The 19,139-nt window shown below is 36.9% G+C and carries 15 protein-coding genes and 1 tRNA gene; 13 read left to right on the top strand and 3 right to left on the bottom strand.

Annotated features, from left to right (window positions below; translation table 11 throughout):
* Nucleotides 1-113: 113 nt before the first annotated feature.
* From QZ657_RS13430 to QZ657_RS13405, 6 genes are all read left to right on the top strand, one after another.
* Entirely contained in the window at nucleotides 114-1,340 is a 1,227-nt protein-coding gene (locus QZ657_RS13430) for a TolB family protein (RefSeq protein ID WP_291967510.1), read from the top strand.
* A gap of 65 nt (nucleotides 1,341-1,405) precedes the next feature.
* Nucleotides 1,406-3,184: a PorP/SprF family type IX secretion system membrane protein gene (locus QZ657_RS13425; protein WP_291967508.1), complete on the top strand. Its 1,779-nt coding sequence runs from the start codon at nucleotides 1,406-1,408 to the stop codon at nucleotides 3,182-3,184.
* Nucleotides 3,185-3,866: 682 nt separating this feature from the next.
* Nucleotides 3,867-4,508, top strand: coding sequence for a response regulator transcription factor (locus QZ657_RS13420; protein ID WP_291967506.1), 642 nt, complete (start codon nucleotides 3,867-3,869; stop codon nucleotides 4,506-4,508).
* 234 nt (nucleotides 4,509-4,742) lie between these two features.
* Complete coding sequence (locus tag QZ657_RS13415) at nucleotides 4,743-6,230, top strand: xylulokinase (RefSeq protein WP_291967504.1); 1,488 nt, start codon at nucleotides 4,743-4,745, stop codon at nucleotides 6,228-6,230.
* Between the two features lie 10 nt (nucleotides 6,231-6,240).
* Complete coding sequence (gene xylA / locus QZ657_RS13410; RefSeq protein WP_412759688.1) at nucleotides 6,241-7,557, top strand: xylose isomerase; 1,317 nt, start codon at nucleotides 6,241-6,243, stop codon at nucleotides 7,555-7,557.
* 158 nt (nucleotides 7,558-7,715) lie between these two features.
* Nucleotides 7,716-8,732: a LacI family DNA-binding transcriptional regulator gene (locus QZ657_RS13405; RefSeq protein WP_291967502.1), complete on the top strand. Its 1,017-nt coding sequence runs from the start codon at nucleotides 7,716-7,718 to the stop codon at nucleotides 8,730-8,732.
* A 2-nt stretch (nucleotides 8,733-8,734) separates the two neighbouring features.
* Here the strand turns inward: QZ657_RS13405 and QZ657_RS13400 are convergent, their stop codons facing one another.
* Nucleotides 8,735-10,108, bottom strand: coding sequence for a Gfo/Idh/MocA family protein (locus QZ657_RS13400; RefSeq protein ID WP_291967500.1), 1,374 nt, complete (start codon nucleotides 10,106-10,108; stop codon nucleotides 8,735-8,737).
* A gap of 165 nt (nucleotides 10,109-10,273) precedes the next feature.
* Between QZ657_RS13400 and QZ657_RS13395 the strand changes: the two genes are divergently transcribed.
* The 4 genes from QZ657_RS13395 to QZ657_RS13380 all read left to right on the top strand — a co-directional run bounded on the left by QZ657_RS13395 (nucleotide 10,274) and on the right by QZ657_RS13380 (nucleotide 15,036).
* On the top strand, nucleotides 10,274-11,641 hold the full coding sequence (locus tag QZ657_RS13395) for a sialate O-acetylesterase (protein WP_291967498.1): 1,368 nt from the start codon (nucleotides 10,274-10,276) through the stop codon (nucleotides 11,639-11,641).
* Nucleotides 11,642-11,754: 113 nt separating this feature from the next.
* Nucleotides 11,755-13,476: a GMC family oxidoreductase gene (locus QZ657_RS13390; RefSeq protein WP_291960738.1), complete on the top strand. Its 1,722-nt coding sequence runs from the start codon at nucleotides 11,755-11,757 to the stop codon at nucleotides 13,474-13,476.
* Between the two features lie 4 nt (nucleotides 13,477-13,480).
* Nucleotides 13,481-14,203, top strand: coding sequence for a gluconate 2-dehydrogenase subunit 3 family protein (locus QZ657_RS13385; protein ID WP_291967535.1), 723 nt, complete (start codon nucleotides 13,481-13,483; stop codon nucleotides 14,201-14,203).
* An 11-nt stretch (nucleotides 14,204-14,214) separates the two neighbouring features.
* On the top strand, nucleotides 14,215-15,036 hold the full coding sequence (locus QZ657_RS13380) for a sugar phosphate isomerase/epimerase family protein (protein ID WP_291967496.1): 822 nt from the start codon (nucleotides 14,215-14,217) through the stop codon (nucleotides 15,034-15,036).
* Between the two features lie 90 nt (nucleotides 15,037-15,126).
* Here QZ657_RS13380 and QZ657_RS13375 read toward each other — a convergent pair whose 3' ends face one another.
* Together QZ657_RS13375 and QZ657_RS13370 are read right to left on the bottom strand one after the other, a co-directional pair.
* Entirely contained in the window at nucleotides 15,127-15,837 is a 711-nt protein-coding gene (locus tag QZ657_RS13375) for a hypothetical protein (RefSeq protein ID WP_291967494.1), read from the bottom strand.
* An 11-nt stretch (nucleotides 15,838-15,848) separates the two neighbouring features.
* The gene (locus tag QZ657_RS13370; RefSeq protein WP_291967492.1) at nucleotides 15,849-16,898 is read right to left on the bottom strand and encodes a sulfatase-like hydrolase/transferase; all 1,050 of its coding nucleotides are present in this window, start codon (nucleotides 16,896-16,898) and stop codon (nucleotides 15,849-15,851) included.
* A gap of 103 nt (nucleotides 16,899-17,001) precedes the next feature.
* Here QZ657_RS13370 and QZ657_RS13365 point away from each other — a divergent pair, with 103 nt between their 5' ends.
* From QZ657_RS13365 to QZ657_RS13355, 3 genes are all read left to right on the top strand, one after another.
* Entirely contained in the window at nucleotides 17,002-17,739 is a 738-nt protein-coding gene (locus QZ657_RS13365) for a M15 family metallopeptidase (RefSeq protein WP_291960732.1), read from the top strand.
* The gene (locus tag QZ657_RS13360; protein ID WP_291967489.1) at nucleotides 17,729-18,658 is read left to right on the top strand and encodes an alpha/beta hydrolase; all 930 of its coding nucleotides are present in this window, start codon (nucleotides 17,729-17,731) and stop codon (nucleotides 18,656-18,658) included. Before QZ657_RS13365 ends, QZ657_RS13360 begins: the two co-directional genes overlap by 11 nt.
* A 166-nt stretch (nucleotides 18,659-18,824) precedes the next feature.
* Nucleotides 18,825-18,898 (top strand) — tRNA-Pro (locus QZ657_RS13355).
* The last annotated feature ends 241 nt before the right edge of the window (nucleotides 18,899-19,139 follow it).

Below are 19,139 nucleotides of genomic sequence, written 5' to 3'. Positions count from 1 at the left end.
GAAATTATCTATTTAATAGTTTATTAAATTTTCAAAAACCTATGAATTTTTATTAATAAGCGATCAAGAAAGTTACAAGACCTTTGGAGTATTAATCCCCAAAATCTAGTAACATGAACAATTCAATTAAATTCACCCTATTGTTTGCCTGTATGGCAACCATGGGTTATGGCCAAGATTTGGCCTACAATGACAACAGCACAAGTTTTAAGCAAAGAAAGGTTGAAGAGGTAACCAACCGTACAGAGAATTACAACAAGCTAAAAAGTTTAGGTTTTTCTGATTCAGAGATTTTTGAAGATTTGGGTAATGCTAATTTCTTGACCAAAAATTATGCAAATGCATTATACTGGTATGGTAGGCTCATGGAAATTTCTGAAGACGGTACTTTAAAAAGGAGCTATCAAAAAAGATTTGACCATGCGGTTTCTCAATTGGGCAAAGAAGTCCAAAACGAAATAGCCGATGAAAACTGGACAGAGCTGGTCAAAGACGATTATAAAATGACACGTACTGTTGTGCCATCACGTCTAACCTCCAATAATAGAAGAAATTTTTTGCCATGGGGTGATCAAGGAGCCATAAAGGAATTTGCTTCTAACACCGCGGCACCGGTAAAAACTTCTGGTGAATATGCACCACCGGTAGCATTGACAAATGGTGGCAACACTGCATATTACAGTAAAAAAGTATACCGTAAGCCTACAACCGGTATGTTTTCCAAAAAGAAAGAAATACATAAAATCTACAAAGCCGATAAGGTTGACGGTGAATGGAAAAAAATTACCGAGGTAGCAGTTTGTCCCGGTGATTTCTCCGCAAAGCATCCCGCAATTTCGCCAGATGGCAGTCGATTATTTTTTGCATCCAATATGCCGGGTACATTTGGGGAATATGATATTTATGTAGCAACAATTCAAAAAAATGGAACTTTAGGGCAAGCTAAAAACTTGGGATCAAAAGTAAATACGGAGAAGAACGATGTACTTCCCAATCCAATATCCAATAGTAGTTTGGTATTCGCTTCTGATGGTAGGGACGGTTATGGTGGGCTAGATGTCTATATGGTAGAGGTAGGGCAGCGTAGTGTTGGGTTAGCGGTAAACATGGGCAATACCATTAACAGTTCATATGATGAGTATTCTGTAAATCTTTTACAGAGCGATGGTTCTGGCTATGTAGTAAGCAATAGAATGGCACAAGGTAAGAGTGCACAGAATGTAGCCTTTAATTTAAGTGACGAACCCATAAATAAGAAAGATAGGGATGATCGTTTTTTAGAAGCCTTTAACTCAGGTAAACAAATGCAGTATTCCAGCTCTGTATTTGAAGATGAATAACCACCCATTGTTCATTTCCCCCAATTCATAGACAAATTCAATTTTAATCATTAAACTTAATCGTTATGGAAAGTCCGTATAAAATCAATAGTTTTCTTATTGCTTTATTTTTATTGGCTCTTGTCCAGACAGTAAAAGGTCAAGAAACCAATGCAAATTTAGGATCAAGCAGTACGTACCACAACCAATTATTTTTCAATAGGTTTTTTATAAACCCAACTTTCTCCTTGGTACGTGAGAATAAGTCATATCTAAATATTTTGCACAGAAATCAATATGCAACCTTTGACGATAATAGTCAAAACTACTTCTTAGGTTTTAGTAACAAATTAAACGAAAATACCGCAGTAGGTATAGGTGTTTACAGTCAATGGTCTGGCGTAGTCCAAGAATTTGGATTCAATGCTAACTATGCCTCCGCAGTACGGTTAGGAGAGAAATCTGTATTAACATTTGGTACAAATGTCACCTATTTTAACCAAGGTTTGGATAAAAACAGAATTGTGGTAAGTACAGATGACCCGGAGATAGCAGATGCACGAAAAGAAAGTAAAATTGCCGTACAACCAGGTATTAACCTATCTTTAGGTAAGTTCGATTTTGGTTTATATGCAGAAGATCTTTTAAAATACAATCAAACAACGAACGAATTTTTGACCGAGTTATCTACCAAGAGCGTTAAGGCATCTGTGCAATATACCCACTCATTTGATCACACTAGGGGACTTTTTGAAAATGCCAGATTAATGCCAATGGCACAAGTAGGTCAAAATTATGATGGCAGCTTATATTATTTTGGCTCATTATTATTGGATATGCCTAAATATGGTTGGTTGCAAACTACTGTTGATGAGGAATATGGTGTAGCAGCAGGTGTGGGTTTCAATCTTAGTGAGAAAATGTCTTTAGGTTATTTAATGGAGAAGGATCTCTCTAATGAAGATGCCAACCTTGGGTGGAACCATGAGATTACATTGGCATATAAATTTAAGGACGATGATTTGGCTATCACGGTAGCAGATAACTCTTCGGACAATCAAATAGATAATATCGTACGTAATTATGAAGAGCAAATAGCACATCTAATTGAAGAAAGAGATAGTGCAAGAAAGGCCGGCAAAAGAAAGCAAGAAAGCCAAAACAATGTACCTGTTTCAGAAAGCAGTTTGGCTTATGAAAATAAAATAATCTTAGATGAGCTGATTCTTCGTCAAGATTCTATTGAAAGTGAAAGAATAGCGGCGTTTGAAGAACGATTTGAATTAATTGTGAGAATGTTGCGAAATGACATAGATACAACGATCAAAAGTTCTTTACAGGATTTTAGCGCAGAAGAGAGAACTTCTTACGCTTCTAATGATCTTAAGGACGATGCAATTGATTTTGTGACGGAACCTGCAGATGCTTTTGCAACGGCTAAGGTACCAACAGCTGCTTCAAATGCTGCGGAAGAGAAGGCTGCAAGAAGGGCAAATTTTAAAGAATTACCATCTACGAAAGATAATTTTGCCGCGTTACCGGTGAAAATGATGGTAGATTCTGATGTTATAGATATGAACTCTGGTTACTATGTTATAGCCAATGTGTATAGCCAAACAAAGTATATGAACGCTTTTATGAAAGAATTACGGGAAAAAGGTTTGGATCCAAAACAATTTTATAATAAAGAGAATGGTCTTTATTATGTGTATTTAGCAGACTATGATTATAAAAATGAGGCCCAACTTGCGGCAAGTACAGATTTAAACGGAAAATACAGCAAAGAAAAATGGATCATGCAGGTTAGCGAAACGACAGCTACCGCTTCCAATACTTTTGAAGATGATGATATAAGCATTGAATAATAATTTTTAAAATCTATGAACCTTTTTAGGTTATATGGTTGATTTGAATTGTCAATAAAAGGAGGGGTGTTGTCCGGGGGGATAACTGGGGCCCCTCCTTTATTTTTTGGTTTAGATTGAAGGTGATATTTGGTTTTAACTTTATATTAACTATCGACGAATTACCTTATTTTTTAAGAAAAAGTGGTATTTGAACGAAAATTCCGATGTTTTCAACGGGTTTATTGCAATAATATATATATTTCGATCACCAAAAAGATTCAAACCCAATTGTATAACCCCAAATCCCCCCACAACCATGAATGAATTTAATCTACTGAATTCCGGTTTTAAAACACATTTTTTTCTTCACAAGATTTCTACTTTATTAGAACTTCAAAATCTCTTTTATTCAAAGTTGGTCAAAGGCCGCAGTTTTTAGAATTAACTCACTAACGGTTATCCGTTTTTAAATTAATTTTTAACTGAACAACAACGAAGTATTATCTAAATTTAGATGGTTCTTCTAGGCTACATTTGTCAATTTTTAATGTAAAAATGAACTTATAGCATGCACTATTTGTTCAAAATACATAGCCGTTGTTTCGTTATTCAAGCCTATTGCAAAGTCCTTGAGGTTACTCAAAACTAACTTAAGTTATTGTTCTTTTTTAGAACGATAGCTTCAAAAACTATGGAGATTATGAAAGACTCAAACATTAGAATAATAGTATTGGAAAAAGATATTTCATTACATTCTGTTTATAAAAATCACTTTGAAGATATTAATGGATATGAAGTTGTAGGTAGTTATACATCTGCCAAAAATGCCATTAAAGACTTTAGGTTCACCAAGCCTCAAATTGTACTTTCTGAAATTGATCTAGATGATATGAACGGTGATGACGCCATCAAGTTATTTAAAAAGAAAGACTGGGAAGTGAACATTATAATGTTCAGCGAAGTAAATGATTTTGATGTTATTAAAAATGCCTTCAAGAAAGGAGCAAACGGTTATTTAACGAAGCCGCTGACCCTAGATAAATTGGAGCATGCCTTGCGTAGTATGGAAAATGAAGGTGCGGCCATGAGCAATGATATAGTCAAGAAAATTATTAGCAATTTTCATAAAAAGACATTTGCTTTTTTCTCTGAAAGGGAGAACCAGATCGTAGATTTTTTATGTCAGGGCGCCACTTATAAGATGATTGCAAAAAAGCTATTTGTGACCCCTAGCGCAGTAAATTTTCACATTCAGAATATTTATTTGAAGCTAGATGTAAACTCAAAATCAGAAGCACTTTCTAAGTTGGAACAATTACAAAATCAGCTAGAACAGTATTAAATTGTGAAATCTTATCTGTTGATTTTAAGGGTAGTACGAAAACCCTTTCGAAAATAAATTAATTTCAGGTTTAATTATAAAGTATTGATTATCAATATATTAAATATTATAATTTGAATTTTTAGATTTTGTAAAAATGTAATTACGATAATATTTCGTTGCGTAAATATTGAATGGTCCGTTAAGTAACTATTTTTGGTTTAACTTATTATAGCAAACCAATTTATATAGTTTATGTACCATTTAGGATTAGATATAGGAAGCTCGTCTATTAAAATTGCCTTGGTAAATGCATCAACGGGAAAGAGCGTTGGGGTAGTTACAGAACCAGAGACAGAAATGTCTATGGAAGCTGTAAAAAACGGCTGGGCAGAACAAAGTCCGGAAGATTGGTGGAGCTATGTCTGTAGTGGCATTGAAAAATTATGTGTACAGGAGAATATTAAAAAATCGGATATTTCCGGTATAGGTATTTCATATCAAATGCACGGTCTAGTGCTAATTGATGAAGAAGGGAATCCACTTAGAAAATCTATTATATGGTGCGATAGTAGGGCAGTAGGTATTGGTCAGGCGGCATATGAAGAAATAGGCCCAAGAATCTGTGATACCCATTTACTGAATTCACCCTCAAATTTTACGGCATCAAAACTAAAATGGGTAATGGAAAATGAACCAGAGGTATATGCCAAGATTTATAAAATAATGCTGCCTGGAGATTATATCGCCTATAAATTATCAGGCGTGGTGAACACCACCGTTTCTGGTTTATCGGAAGGTGTTTTTTGGGATTTTAAAGAGGACAGCTTAGCCTCTTTGGTAATAAATCATTACGGGCTAAAAAAAGAAATGATACCGGATATCGTAGATACCTTTTCGGTACAATCAAAAGTAAACGAAAAAGGAGCTAACGAAAGTGGACTTGCCAAAAACACACCAATACTTTACAGGGCTGGAGATCAGCCAAATAACGCGTTGACATTGAATGTGTTCAATCCAGGAGAAGTAGCTGCAACAGGTGGTACATCTGGCGTGGTTTATGCGGTTACGGATAATCTTTCCGTAAAAGAAAGTTCAAGGGTAAACAACTTTGCACATGTAAACTATTCTCCTGGAAAACCCGCTAGAATAGGAAAATTACTTTGTATCAACGGAGCAGGAATACAGTACCGGTGGTTACTTAATAATTTAAATGTCTCCTCTTACGAAGAAATGAATATACTGGCCAACGAAGTGCCGATCGGGTGCGATGGGGTATCCATGATTCCTTTTGGTAACGGGGCAGAAAGAATGCTGGAAAGTAAGGAAGTAGGTACCAGAATCTTAAATCTAAATTTAAACAACCACGGTAAAGGGCACTTGTGCCGAGCAGCATTGGAGGGCATTGCCTTTTCTTTTGTTTACGGTATGGAAATTATGGAGTCTGACGGTATAAAAGTAAACGTAATGCGTGCCGGGAATGATAACCTATTTCGTTCAGAAATCTTTTCAACTACGGTAGCCACTTTAATTGGTTATGATATAGAGATTTATAACACTACAGGGGCAATAGGTGCTGCAAGGGCGGCAAACCTGCATAAAGGTGATTTTGAGGCATACGGTAAAGCTGTCTTAGATAATGATTATGTAATGACCTTTAGTCCAAAAGAAGATAAAACGGCATATGAAAACGCGTATGCCACCTGGAAAAAAGAATTGGAATTAATATTGAACAACTTATAAAATCAACATAATGGCAAACAAAGAATACTTTAAAGGTATAGACAAAATTAAGTTTGAAGGAAAAGAATCCGATAATCCGTTGGCGTTTAAATATTACAACCCAGAACAAGTTGTAGCGGGTAAGACCATGCGTGAGCACTTCAAGTTCTCCACGGCATATTGGCATACCTTCTGTGGTCAAGGCTCTGATCCTTTCGGGCCTGGTACACAGAGTTTTGAATGGGATAAATCATCAGATCCTGTACAAGCGGCTAAAGATAAGGCGGATGCTGCATTTGAATTCTTTGATAAAATAGGATTCGATTACTACTGTTTTCATGATTTCGATTTAATTCAAGAAGCACCCACCTTTGCTGAATCTGAAAAAAGATTGGCCACAATTACGGATTACCTGAAAGAAAAACAGAAGGAATCTGGGAAAAAATTGCTTTGGGGTACGGCCAACTGTTTCTCAAATCCAAGATACATGAACGGTGCTGCTACCAATCCAGATTTTAACGTTGTGGCAAGAGCCGGTGGTCAAATTAAATTGGCTTTAGATGCTACTATAGCTTTAGGAGGAGAAAATTATGTATTCTGGGGTGGTAGAGAAGGTTATATGTCCTTGTTGAACACAGATTTAGGTCGTGAGGTAGATCATATGGGACAATTCTTGACCATGGCTAGAGATTATGCACGTAGTCAAGGCTTTAAGGGTAACTTCTTTATTGAGCCAAAACCTATGGAACCAATGAAACATCAATATGATTTTGATTGTGCTACGGCAATTGGTTTCTTAAAGGAATTTGGTTTGGAGAAAGATTTTAAAATGAACATTGAGGTCAACCATGCAACATTGGCACAGCATACTTTTCAACATGAAATTGCGGTTGCCGCAAAAGCAGGTATGTTAGGTAGTATGGATGCTAACCGTGGAGATTACCAAAACGGTTGGGATACCGATCAGTTCCCTAACAACATTCAGGAAACTACTGAAGCTATGTTGGTATTCTTAGCTGCAGGCGGTTTACAAGGTGGAGGAGTAAACTTCGATGCAAAGATTAGAAGAAACAGTACGGATTTAGAAGATGTATTCCATGCACATATTGGAGGAGCGGATACTTTTGCCAGAGCATTGATCACTGCAGACAAGATTATCTCTTCTTCTTCATATAACAAACTGCGTGAAAACAGATATAGCTCTTTTGACTCTGGTAAGGGTAAAGATTTTGAGAACGGTAAATTAGATTTGAAGGATCTTTACAATATTGCCAGTGAAAACGGAGAGTTAGAATTACAGAGTGGTAAGCAAGAATTGTTTGAGAACATCATCAATCAATACATATAGGTAGTACTGCCCAAAACTAGTATAGATTAATTTCAATTTTAGTAAAAAGGCATTTTATAATTGCAAGCAAAATGCTCCTTGGTTTTTACCTTAGGGGCATTTTGCTTTTTATGGTAATTTAAATGTCAAATTAAATCTGTTCTTTTGCAGTACATATTATGAAAAAAGTAACCTTAAAAGACATTGCCGGGCATTTTAGTGTATCTATCTCTACCGTTTCAAAAGCTATAAACGATAGTCATGAGATAAGTAATGATCTTAAGTTTAAAATACAGGCTTACGCCAAAGAAAAACATTATAAGCCTAATAGGTTGGCTCTTAATTTATTAAATAAGAGTACTAAGACAATTGGTGTCGTAGTCCCTAATATTCTGAATTATTTTTTTGTTCAGGTGCTGTACGGTATAGAAAAGGTTGCCAATGAAAGTGGTTATAATATTATTAGTTGTATCAGTAACGAGTCTAAAGCTAAAGAAACTAAAACCTTGGAATTTTTTGATGCCGGTACGGTAGATGGTGTAATTATGTCCTTGGCCGAAGAAAGTCAGAATGAAGACAAGCATGATGCATTGATAGATGTTATAAATAATGACATACCTGTAGTACTTTTTGATAGGGTCTCGGATAATGTACAATGCGATAAAGTGGTTGTAGATGATTTTGAGGCGGGCTATAAAATTACCAAACACTTAATAAATATTGGTTGTAAAAATATAGCCGTAGTAAATCCAATTTCTAGCTCAAGTGTGGGTAAATTAAGACTTCTTGGTTACAAGAAGGCGTTAGAAGAATTGGGCATACCATTCGATTCTAAATTGGTCATAAACTTGACCATAAAAGATGATTTAGATTTGTTAATGTCTTTCTTGTTAAACTATAAGGTAATAGATGGTATTATAGGAATAGATGAATTGATTGCCGTGCAAGTATTGGAAGTGGTGAAGGCAAGAGGTTATAATGTACCCAATGATATTTCAATAATTGGTTTTACCAACGGGCAGTTATCAAAATACGTAACTCCATCTTTAACTATGGTAAGTCAGCATGGCAAATATATTGGTGAGCAAACGGCTAAATTGTTGATCAATAGGATCAAGAATCCAGGGTTGCCTTATGAGACCAAAACAGTAAAAACTAGTTTATTGGTTAGGGATTCTACCAAAAAACTACAATAAGTTTATACCGTATCTGGGTGAGGGTGTTTCCAGTCTCCGCGATATGCCCTTTGCAATAGTGCAGTAGCTTCAGGATCATTTACAACCGTTCTGCTTAAAGGGTCATATGATAAAGGTCTTTTTAGATCCATAGACAAATTTGCCAAAATACAACTAGCGGTAGAAATATGCCCATTTTCAATATCGGCAACAGGTTTTGTGTTATTTTGAATGGCATTTAAAAAATTGATCATATGTCTACGGGTGGCTGGTGCCGCATGTAATTCAATATCTTTTTCCGTGAGGTCTTCAGGATATTCTTGTTTTTCATAAAGAACATCAAAACGTATGGTCTCGCTACCATCAGCAGGTTCAAATTCTGCCTTCATTACATCTCCTTTTAAAACGCCTTTTTCTCCGTAGATTTTAAATGCCCAAGGGTAGTCTGCATCATCTGGGTTTCCCCAAGTTCTATGTTGCCAATTACAGTTAAAGCCTTCATATTCAAATACGGCAGATTGGGTGTCGGATATATTTGATTTTCCGTCCTTGTCAACAAAAATGCCTCCGTGAGAACTTATTCTTTTGGGCCATCCTAGGTCTAGCATCCAACGAACGGTATCTAGCATATGAACACACATATCTCCGGTAATTCCGTTTCCATATTCCCTGAATGTACGCCACCATCTTTTGTGAGGTAAGCCATCATAATGGCGTAATGGTGCAGGACCTGTCCACATTTCATAATCGAAGAATTCCGGTACTTTTTGTTCTGGAGGATTGCCATTGGCACGCATATGATAATAACAACACATATCTACATGTCCCACAGTACCTAAAAGTCCGTTGTTTATAATTTTATTTTTAGCATCTATAAGATGAGGTGTACTTTTTCGTTGAGTGCCCACTTGTACTACTTTATTGTATTTTCTAGCTGCGGCAACCATGGCTTCACCCTCTATTACATCAACACTTATAGGTTTTTGAAGATAAACATGGGCACCATGTTTAAGCGCTTCTATACAGGTTAAGGCATGCCAATGATCGGGTGTTCCAATAAGGACAATGTCTAATTTTTTTTCTTGTAACATGGTTCTATAATCGGCATACAACTGTGGTTTTTTACCGTTTTTTTGGCGTTCGGCAACTAATTCAGCAGCCTTTTTTAATTGATTTTTATCTACATCACAAATGGAAACTACCTCAACATTTGCAATTTGTATGAGCCTTAATAAATCTCCCGTGCCGTACCAACCAGCACCAATGAGGGCTACTTTTTTAGGTTGTTCGTTTTCAAAAAATTGAAAAGCGAACGAGTGTAAGGAAGTAAAAAGGAGTGATGCCGATGCTACTTTAATAAAATTTCTCCTTTTTATTGGTAGAGGTTGTTTTGGCATGACAAATTGAGTTTTAATGAATTATAGATATCTTAAAGAATATTGTTAAGATAATAAATACTTTAAAAATTATATTGAACAGTTATGAATTTGTTAATGTTAAGCTTATTTAGGTATATTTAAATCAAAATTTTATTGGATCTAATGAATTTACGGTTTACACTCATGATGCTGTGCCTTTTGGCGTTCACTTTTGCAAAGGCTGAAATTGCGTTACCCAAAATATTTTCTAGTGAAATGGTCTTACAGCGTAATAGCGATGTACTATTGTATGGTTGGGCGGATCCAAACGAAGAATTTACTATTTATACAGGTTGGAACGATGAGATCCACGAAATTAAAACAGGAAATGATGCAAAATGGGAGCTTAAGGTAATTACACCACAAGCAGGCGGACCGTATGAAATACATTTTAAGGGGAGTAAAAACGAAATTACCTTGAAAAATGTATTGATAGGTGAGGTATGGCTTTGTTCTGGTCAGAGCAATATGGAGTGGAGTGCGAACAGTAAAATTGCGAACAGGGATTTTGAGATTGAAAATGCCGAGTATCCAAATATTCGATTGTTTACAGTAGCAAAGAGAACAGCCAATTATCCACAGGAAGATGTAGCGGGAACATGGGTTTCATGTTCCCCGGAAACTATGCAAGACTTTAGCGCGGTTGCCTATTTTTTTGCGAGAAAGATTCATAAAGAGTTGAACATTCCTATAGGATTGGTAGATAACGCCTGGGGTGCAAGTAGTGCAGAGGTGTGGACGCCGCAATCGGTTTTTGAGACCTACCCAAAATTGGAGGAAGCTCACAAGAAAATAGAGCCTAATAAATGGGTAACCGTACAAAAGTCATCTTTGTACAATGGTATGGTAGCGCCGTTGACCAAGTTTAAAATAGGCGGGACTATTTGGTATCAAGGAGAATCTAACACACCTAATGCAGAAAATTACCAAGAACTTTTTTCGAATATGGTTGCATCTTGGCGACTCGCATGGAACTATGATTTTCCCTTTTATTATGTTCAAATAGCACCATTTAAATATGACCATGAATTTGCGGGGGGCGTGGTACGTGATCAACAAAGAAGAACATTGGCCTTGAAAAATACAGGTATGGCAATGACAAGCGATATTTGTACCATAGAAGATATACATCCTTTAAACAAACAAGATGTAGGTTTGCGTTTGGCGAATATTGCGCTTAAAGATAAGTACGGTCTCTTGCAGCAACAAGAAGTGTACGGTCCGTTATTCAATTCTTTTGAAGTAGATGGACAACGACTAAAAGTAAAGTTCGATCACGCGGAAGGACTATATAGCAAAGAGAAAAAAATAAGACTGTTTGAAGTTTCAAATGCACTGGGGGAATGGTACCCTGCAAAGGCGAAATTGAAAAATGGGGTGGTGATATTGAGCTCTGACAAAGTAAAAAAACCGACAGGAGTACGTTACGCCTATAGAAGTAAAGACATAGCAACGTTGTTCAATAAATCAGGTTTACCGACCTCTACATTTACAAGTGAACAAACAAATTAAATTACTGTGTCTTATATTTTGGCGTCTGTCCATTAACGAATGTTGTTCGGCTAAAAACACGGGTACTTATTTTATTTAATGGTTAAATTGTAATGATCAACTAAACTCAAATTATGCAAATAAAAGAATCTTCAGAAATCTTTGATGTGATCATCGTAGGTTCAGGAGCAGGTGGTGGTATGGCTACCAAGCAATTGGCAGATGCAGGTTTAAATGTAGCTGTTGTAGAGGCGGGTCCGTTTTTTGACCCGGCAGATCCAAAGACCATGACCCAATTAAAACAACCCTATGATTCCCCCAGAAGAGGAGCCGGGACCACCCGCGCCTTTGGTGAATGGGATATGTCATGGGGAGACTGGGAAGTTGAAGGTGAGCCATATACGCATGCAGAAGGAACCGAATTTAAGTGGTGGCGGGCAAGAATGCTTGGTGGTAGAACCAACCACTGGGGGCGAATCTCGCTACGTTTTGGACCAAAGGATTTTAAAGGAAAAACACGTGATGGCCATGGCGATGACTGGCCAATAGGTTATGAAGATATTAAACCCTATTATGATAAATTAGACAAGTTAATTGGTGTTTTTGGCACCAATGAAGGTAGAGAAAATGATCCTGACGGATTTTTTCTTCCTCCCCCGAAACCAAGATTGCACGAGCTGTTTTACATTAATGGTGCTAAGAAATCTAACATACCGGTTATACCTGGTAGGCTTTCTATGTTGACAAAAAGAATTAATAACGACCGTGGTGTTTGTTTCTATTGTGGGCAGTGTAGTAGGTCATGTCAAATTTATGCAGACTTCTCTGCAGGAAGTTGTTTGATCTTTCCGGCACAAAAGAGTGGTGGTCAAGTGAAGTTGTTCGTAAACTCTATGGTACGTGAGGTTACCACTAATGAAGAGGGCAAGGCTACCGGTGTCTCATATATCAACAAAGAAGATCGAAAAGAATATAAGCTAAAAGGTAGAGTAGTGGTATTGGCCGCCTCTGCATGTAGTTCTGCACGAATATTGTTGAATTCAAAAAGTAAGCAGCACCCTAATGGATTGGGGAATAGCAGTAACCTAGTTGGTAGATATTTACATGATTCTACAGGATCTAGTGCCTCAGGAGTAATTCCGGGATTATTGAACAGAAAAACATCGTACAATGAAGATGGTGTAGGTGGTATGCACGTATATTCGCCTTGGTGGGGAGATAATTCTAAGTTAAATTTTCCAAGAGGATATCATATAGAGGTATGGGGAGGTATGGGACAACCTAATTACGGTTTTGGTTGGGACCCCAATGCTATGAACAAATATTTTGGCCTAAAATCCGGTGGTTATGGTGATAGCCTGCGTGATGATGTTAAAAAATATTATGGATCAGTAATAGGCTTTGGTGGTCGTGGTGAAGCAATTGCCTATAAGGACAATTATTGTGAAATTGATCCTACAACGGTAGATCAATTTGGTATTCCTGTTCTAAAGTTTAACTATAAGCATTCAGAATATGAGATAAACCAAGCCAAACACATGCAAGATACCTTTGAAGAGATCATTCATAACATGGGCGGTCATTACTTAGGTGAAAAACCGGGCAAGGATAAAGACTACGGATTAAACAAACCTGGTGAAATTATTCACGAAGTAGGAACCACCAGAATGGGAGATGATCCTAAAACCTCTGTAACCAATAAGTTTCAGCAGTTACATGACGCAGATAATGTTTTTATTGTAGACGCAGGAGTATTTGTTTCCCAAGCGGATAAAAACTGTACTTGGACCATTATGGCGCTTTCATGGAGAGCGTCTGATTATATCATTGAGCAATTAAAGGCACAAAATATTTAGAATGATGGATAGAAGAAAGAGTTTACAAACTTTAATACTTGGCGGTGCTGCGGCAACCTCTGGGCTAGTCTTCAACTCGTGTAAGACTGAAAATGGTGAATCTGTAGACCAAGATATTGTAGCTAGTAGTGAAACATATTTTGGTAGAACACCTGCAGAACTAGAACGCATAGAAAAGCTAAATGCCGAGCAATTGTTCAATGAGCATGAAATGGAAACCATAGCGGCACTAAGTGTGGTAATTTTACCGCCAAAAGAACCACATGGCGGTCCCATTGAGGCAGAGGTGCCTGAGCTGGTAGAATTTATGGGTAAAGATATTCCAGAAATGGCGCCTATTCTATTAGGTGGTTTAATGTGGTTGGATCACAAAAGTAATACAGAATTCGGTACTGAATTCAAATCGGCTACATTAGAGCAGAAAAAACAGATATGTGATGAAATTTGCTGGCATGACACTGAGAAGCCATTAAGCGAGCAGCCATTGGAAATTCAATTTTTTTATACCATGCGTGGGCTGACCGTTACTGGTTATTACACCTCTAAAGTGGGTATTGCAGATTTAGGATATAAAGGGAATTCACCAAATGTTTGGGATGGTGTACCCCAAGATGTACTTGACCAACATGGTGTTGCGTATGATCCGGAATGGATAGCTAAGTGTGTAGATCAAAGTCAGCGTAATGTCGTTGCAGAATGGGATGACGAAGGAAATTTACTTACATAAATAATATTAAAATGATAAAAAAAATAATTATTACCGCTACCCTTTTAGGTGGTGTATTTTTTGCTCAGGCCCAAGAGGTAGGTTTACAATTGTATAGCCTAAGAAATCAATTTAAAATGGATGTTGCCAACACCTTAGGATTAATAAATGAGTGGGGAATAACCAAAATTGAAGGTGGCGAAACCTATGATATGCCGTTAGAGGATTTTAAAGCTTTGCTATCTGAAAATGATCTTGAAATGGTAAGTGTTGGAGCTAGCTTTGACGATTTAGAAAACAATCTTGAAAAAGTAATCAAGAATGCCAAAGATTTTGGAGCTACGTATGTAATGTGTGCATGGGTACCTCATGATGATAATAAATGGGATTTAGAAGAAACAACGCATGCCACAGGTGTGTTCAATAAGGCCGGTAAGATTTTAAAACAGAACGGGCTTGTTTTGGCATATCACCCACATGGATATGAATTTAGACCTTATAAAAGTGGTACGTTGTTTGACTATATGGCGCAGAATGCCAATGACTTTACTTTTGAACTTGATGTATTTTGGGCACAACATGGCGGTGCCGATCCGTTGGCATTAATGAAAAAATATCCAAAGAAAATTACCCTTTTACACTTGAAGGATATGGAGAAAGGTGTTGAAGGCAATAACACCGGTCATGAAGATAATGATACCAATGTGGTGCTAGGAACCGTTCAAATAGATATTGCAGGTATAGTGAAAGAAGCTAAAAAATTAGGTATTGAATATATGTTTATTGAAGACGAATCTAAGAATGTGGTAACTCAGGTACCAAAAAGTATGGTGTATTTAAAAACTTTAAAATAAACCAATTACCAGCTTGAATGCAAAACCTTCTGTTTTTTAATAAATAGGAGGTTTTTTTATTTGCTTTAACTTGAATCTAATATTTGCAGTTTAGTCCACTTTTTTAAACTGCAATAACCTGAAATCTGCTACTTCTTTATTTGGTATTTCCAGAGCTTTAAGAGTCAAAGTTCCTTTGCCTTTAGGTAATGTAATTATTCCTAGATTCAACGGTTTAAATTCCTTTACATAGGACTCCATTCTTAATACACGATCATGTTCCTTACCAACAAGAGGAGAATCAAAGGCTTCAGTTATTTTAGCCTTGATCTTGCTATCACCAAAACTTAGTTCTACAACTGAACCCAAATCTTTTGGCGGACATGTATAGTACATTTCAACCTGGAAATTACCTTCTTCCAATACATCAACGTTCCAAGTAATAGAGTCGTTTACAGAATTCCAATTGGTGAAAAAAGAATCGTTTGGCCAGCGGTTGCTACGTTCTATAGTACCATGTGCATCACCATCTCTAGCAGGTAGTTGAGTATATATTGCTTTTGGATAACCTAAAGTAAAAGCGCGGTCATCATTCTGTTTGGTGGTAGTTATGGTTTCGTTTTCCCACTTACGTTTAGCTTCAAGAAATTTGTTGACCAGATTTTGGTTCTTATTGGATATATCATTCTTTTGCGCTCTGTCAACAGTAATATCGTAAAGTCTATTTTTATCATCTAGTCTATATTTTTGACTTCTAACACTTGTTTTTCCGTTCCAATGGTTAAAAAGATATCGTTCCTTAGCTTCAAATTTATTTCCCAATAGTAAAGCGCTCAAGTCTTCACCATCAACAGGAAATTCTGTTGAATAAGGTATAGAAAGTAAACCACATAATGTAGGTAAGATATCAATACCACCAGCAATTTCATTAAGTTCCAGCCCTTTTGGAATATGTTTGGTCCATTGAATATAAAAAGGGGTGCGAACACCACCTTCGTCAACACTTCCTTTTTACCTTTCATGTTTCCGTTCCAACGGTAGGCGTTAGGACCGTTATCCGATAGGTAAATAATGATGGTGTTGTCTTCAAGATTCAGTTTTTTGATTTTATCGGTAATCCTTCCAACATTATAATCAATATTTTCTACCATGGCCAAAGCGGCCTTGGTGAACTGCAGGTCTTCATCATCGTTTGCATCGGATAAGAAATTCAAAGACTTGTTTTTCATTTTGTTCCAAAATTCATCGGGCACTTGCATGGGGCTATGCGGTGTATTGTATGGTAGGTACAGAAAAAAGGGCTCTGCTTTGTTGTTTTCAATAAACTCCAATCCTTTATCGGTTAAATCATCCACCAAAAAACCGTTACCCTTTACCAACGCACCGTTATGTTCTAACATAGGACTAAAATAATTGCCCCAATGACCAGATGCAAAACCGTAATATTCATCAAATCCTTTGCTATTTGGGTGGTATGGCGGTTGCATGCCGTTATGCCATTTTCCAAAAGCAGCAGTATGGTAATCTGCTTTTTTCAGTATTTCGGCAATCGTAGTTTCGTTCATATTAATACGCTCACCGCCAGAAGAAGTTTCGTAAACACCCGTACGGGTAAAATACCTGCCCGTTAATATTTCTGCTCTGGTAGGAGAACAAACGGGCTGCACATAAAAGTTATTGAATGTTGCTCCATTGATCCTTAAAGCATCAATATTTGGTGTGCTTAGGTTGTTATTTCCGCTACTGCTTAAATCTCCCCAACCTTGATCGTCGGCTAAGAAAAGAATAATGTTCGGTTTTTTAACCGTTGGCTCGTTACGTGATGTCTTACCACAAGAAAGGTTCAAAATAATGATGAAAATTACAAGTAGATTCTTTGCCATAGGTTGATTTTAATTGATAGTCGGTCATGATACATTGAAACTATTTTAAAGATAAAGCACCTTTGTCAAAAATCTGTATCTTCAAACACAAATAAATTTGACCATGTTTAAGAATAGAATATTAGGGCTGTCCGTAATGGCGGTACTTATGTTTACGGTAAGTTGTAAAGAAGAGAATAAGAAAGAAAATACGGCTACGGTAAAGGAACCAATAGTTGAAAAAGTACTAGACTCCATCAAAGAACCCAAGGTCCAAAAACCTGTATTCAAAAGCTTGGAAGGTGTAGCAGATACTACATTTGTTCGTTTAGCAGACTATAGCGATGGCTTTGCCTATGACCTACGTTACGCTACCAAAAATAATTTTTTAAAAGAAAAGGTATATGAATGTGGCGAATGTTACACTAGGGCAAAAACGGTAAAGGCGTTGTTAAAAGCAAATGAAGAGTTTAAACAGCACGGAGTAAAGATAAAATTCTATGATTGCTACAGACCAAATTCTGTGCAGTATAAAATGTGGAAAATAGTCCCTAATCCGCAATATGTAGCCAATCCGGTAAAAGGTTCTATACATAACAAAGGTGGGGCCGTAGATATAACATTGGTAACACTGGAAGGGGAAGAGGTTAAAATGCCAACGGATTTTGATTTTTTTGGAAAACGAGCCTACCATGATAATTTTGACTTGCCCCAAGAGATTTTGGATAATAGAAAGTTGCTAAAGGAAACCATGGAGAAATATGGTTTTTGGTCTACCCGAACGGAGTGGTGGCATTATAATTTACAAGGAGCTTCAAAAGACCCAATAGCAAATTTTAAATGGGATTGTAATGAAATATAATAGTATAGCGATTAAAGTCGCTTCATTACTGATCTCGTTGCATTTAGTTGGTTGTACAACTATGGAACGGACTATTGATCTTTGGCCAAAAGATAACATTCCAAATCAAAAAGAAACTAATATAGAAGAAGTACATGAACAGCGTGATATCTTAAGAATAAGTAAGGTTCAAAAACCAACATTAGAAGTATTCTTGCCAGAGAAAGCTAATGCTAATGGTAAAGCGGTGTTGATTTTTCCCGGTGGCGGATATGGTATTTTAGCCTATGATTGGGAAGGAACCGATGTAGCCCAGTTTTTAGCCGATAGAGGTATAGCCGGTATTGTAGTAAAATATAGATTGCCCTCGGACGAAACGCTAACAGATAAACATAATGTGCCGTTAATAGATGCCCAAAGAGCTATTAAAATGGTCAGAAGTAGGGCAGGAGAATGGGGTATAATTAAAAATGAAATAGGCATCATAGGTTTTTCGGCAGGTGGCCATTTGGCATCAACTCTAGGTACCAAGTACAATAACCGTGTTTATGAATCAATAGATGAAATAGATAAAGAAAGTGCAAGACCAGATTTCATGGTACTTATGTATCCGGTAATAACTATGGGTGGAGAAACCCATTTAGGATCTAGGAATAATCTGTTAGGAAAAGAGCCATCTGAAAAAATGATACACGAATATTCCAGTCAATTTCATATCAATTCAGAAACACCACCAACATATTTGGTACATGCAATGGACGATGAAGTTGTACCTGTAGCCAATAGTGAATATTTTCATGCGATGTTTAATATAAAGGCTACTGCAAAGAGTGAGTTGTATCTTTTTGAAAAAGGCGGACATGGTTTTGGACTGGCCCAAGATGATCCTATTTTAAGAAAATGGCCAATTGATCTAATAGATTGGATTAATAGTTTATAAACCGAATTACTTTTATATTTTTGCAAACTGATTTTCAATGATAGCAGTTGTCATTGAATTTAGTGGATGTAGCCCTTCGCTACGCTCAGGATAAACTGCACTAGAGTTCATCTTAAGTAGCTGAAAAACTATATGAAATCAGGAAGATAGTCTTCCTTTAAATTTTCGGGATGTAGCGCAGTCCGGTAGCGCACTCGGCTGGGGGTCGAGTGGTCGCAGGTTCAAATCCTGTCATCCCGACTGAATAAGAAAATGAACTGTGAGAACAGTTCATTTTTTGTTTCCAAAAGCGTCATAAGCAAAGCTTATGAAAGCGGTTGGGAACAAAAAATGAAAAAGCGATAGCTTTTTTTTTGTTATTTGCAACGAGGGTTCATTAGGATTATCTAAATCCTTTATATCTATTTATGAAAGCGGTTGGGAACAAAAAAATGAAAAAGCGATAGCTTTTTTTTTGTTATTTGCAACGAGGGTTCATTAG

It is taken from the genome of Maribacter sp., assembly GCA_020629415.1.
GTDB classification, from domain to species: Bacteria; Bacteroidota; Bacteroidia; order Flavobacteriales; family Flavobacteriaceae; genus Maribacter; species Maribacter huludaoensis.
The sequence above is the reverse complement of the archived record's forward strand: the minus strand, read 5'-3'. Positions and strand labels throughout refer to the sequence as shown.

Excerpts from the sequence above, each read along its gene's own strand:
- QZ657_RS13430 (WP_291967510.1), top strand. The coding sequence starts at position 114 with ATGAACAATTCAATTAAATTCACCCTATTGTTTGCCTGTATGGCAACC.
- QZ657_RS13425 (WP_291967508.1), top strand. The coding sequence starts at position 1,406 with ATGGAAAGTCCGTATAAAATCAATAGTTTTCTTATTGCTTTATTTTTA.
- QZ657_RS13420 (WP_291967506.1), top strand. The coding sequence starts at position 3,867 with ATGAAAGACTCAAACATTAGAATAATAGTATTGGAAAAAGATATTTCA.
- QZ657_RS13415 (WP_291967504.1), top strand. The coding sequence starts at position 4,743 with ATGTACCATTTAGGATTAGATATAGGAAGCTCGTCTATTAAAATTGCC.
- xylA (WP_412759688.1), top strand. The coding sequence starts at position 6,241 with ATGGCAAACAAAGAATACTTTAAAGGTATAGACAAAATTAAGTTTGAA.
- QZ657_RS13405 (WP_291967502.1), top strand. The coding sequence starts at position 7,716 with ATGAAAAAAGTAACCTTAAAAGACATTGCCGGGCATTTTAGTGTATCT.
- QZ657_RS13400 (WP_291967500.1), bottom strand. The coding sequence starts at position 10,108 with ATGCCAAAACAACCTCTACCAATAAAAAGGAGAAATTTTATTAAAGTA.
- QZ657_RS13395 (WP_291967498.1), top strand. The coding sequence starts at position 10,274 with ATGATGCTGTGCCTTTTGGCGTTCACTTTTGCAAAGGCTGAAATTGCG.
- QZ657_RS13390 (WP_291960738.1), top strand. The coding sequence starts at position 11,755 with ATGCAAATAAAAGAATCTTCAGAAATCTTTGATGTGATCATCGTAGGT.
- QZ657_RS13385 (WP_291967535.1), top strand. The coding sequence starts at position 13,481 with ATGGATAGAAGAAAGAGTTTACAAACTTTAATACTTGGCGGTGCTGCG.
- QZ657_RS13380 (WP_291967496.1), top strand. The coding sequence starts at position 14,215 with ATGATAAAAAAAATAATTATTACCGCTACCCTTTTAGGTGGTGTATTT.
- QZ657_RS13370 (WP_291967492.1), bottom strand. The coding sequence starts at position 16,898 with ATGGCAAAGAATCTACTTGTAATTTTCATCATTATTTTGAACCTTTCT.
- QZ657_RS13365 (WP_291960732.1), top strand. The coding sequence starts at position 17,002 with ATGTTTAAGAATAGAATATTAGGGCTGTCCGTAATGGCGGTACTTATG.
- QZ657_RS13360 (WP_291967489.1), top strand. The coding sequence starts at position 17,729 with ATGAAATATAATAGTATAGCGATTAAAGTCGCTTCATTACTGATCTCG.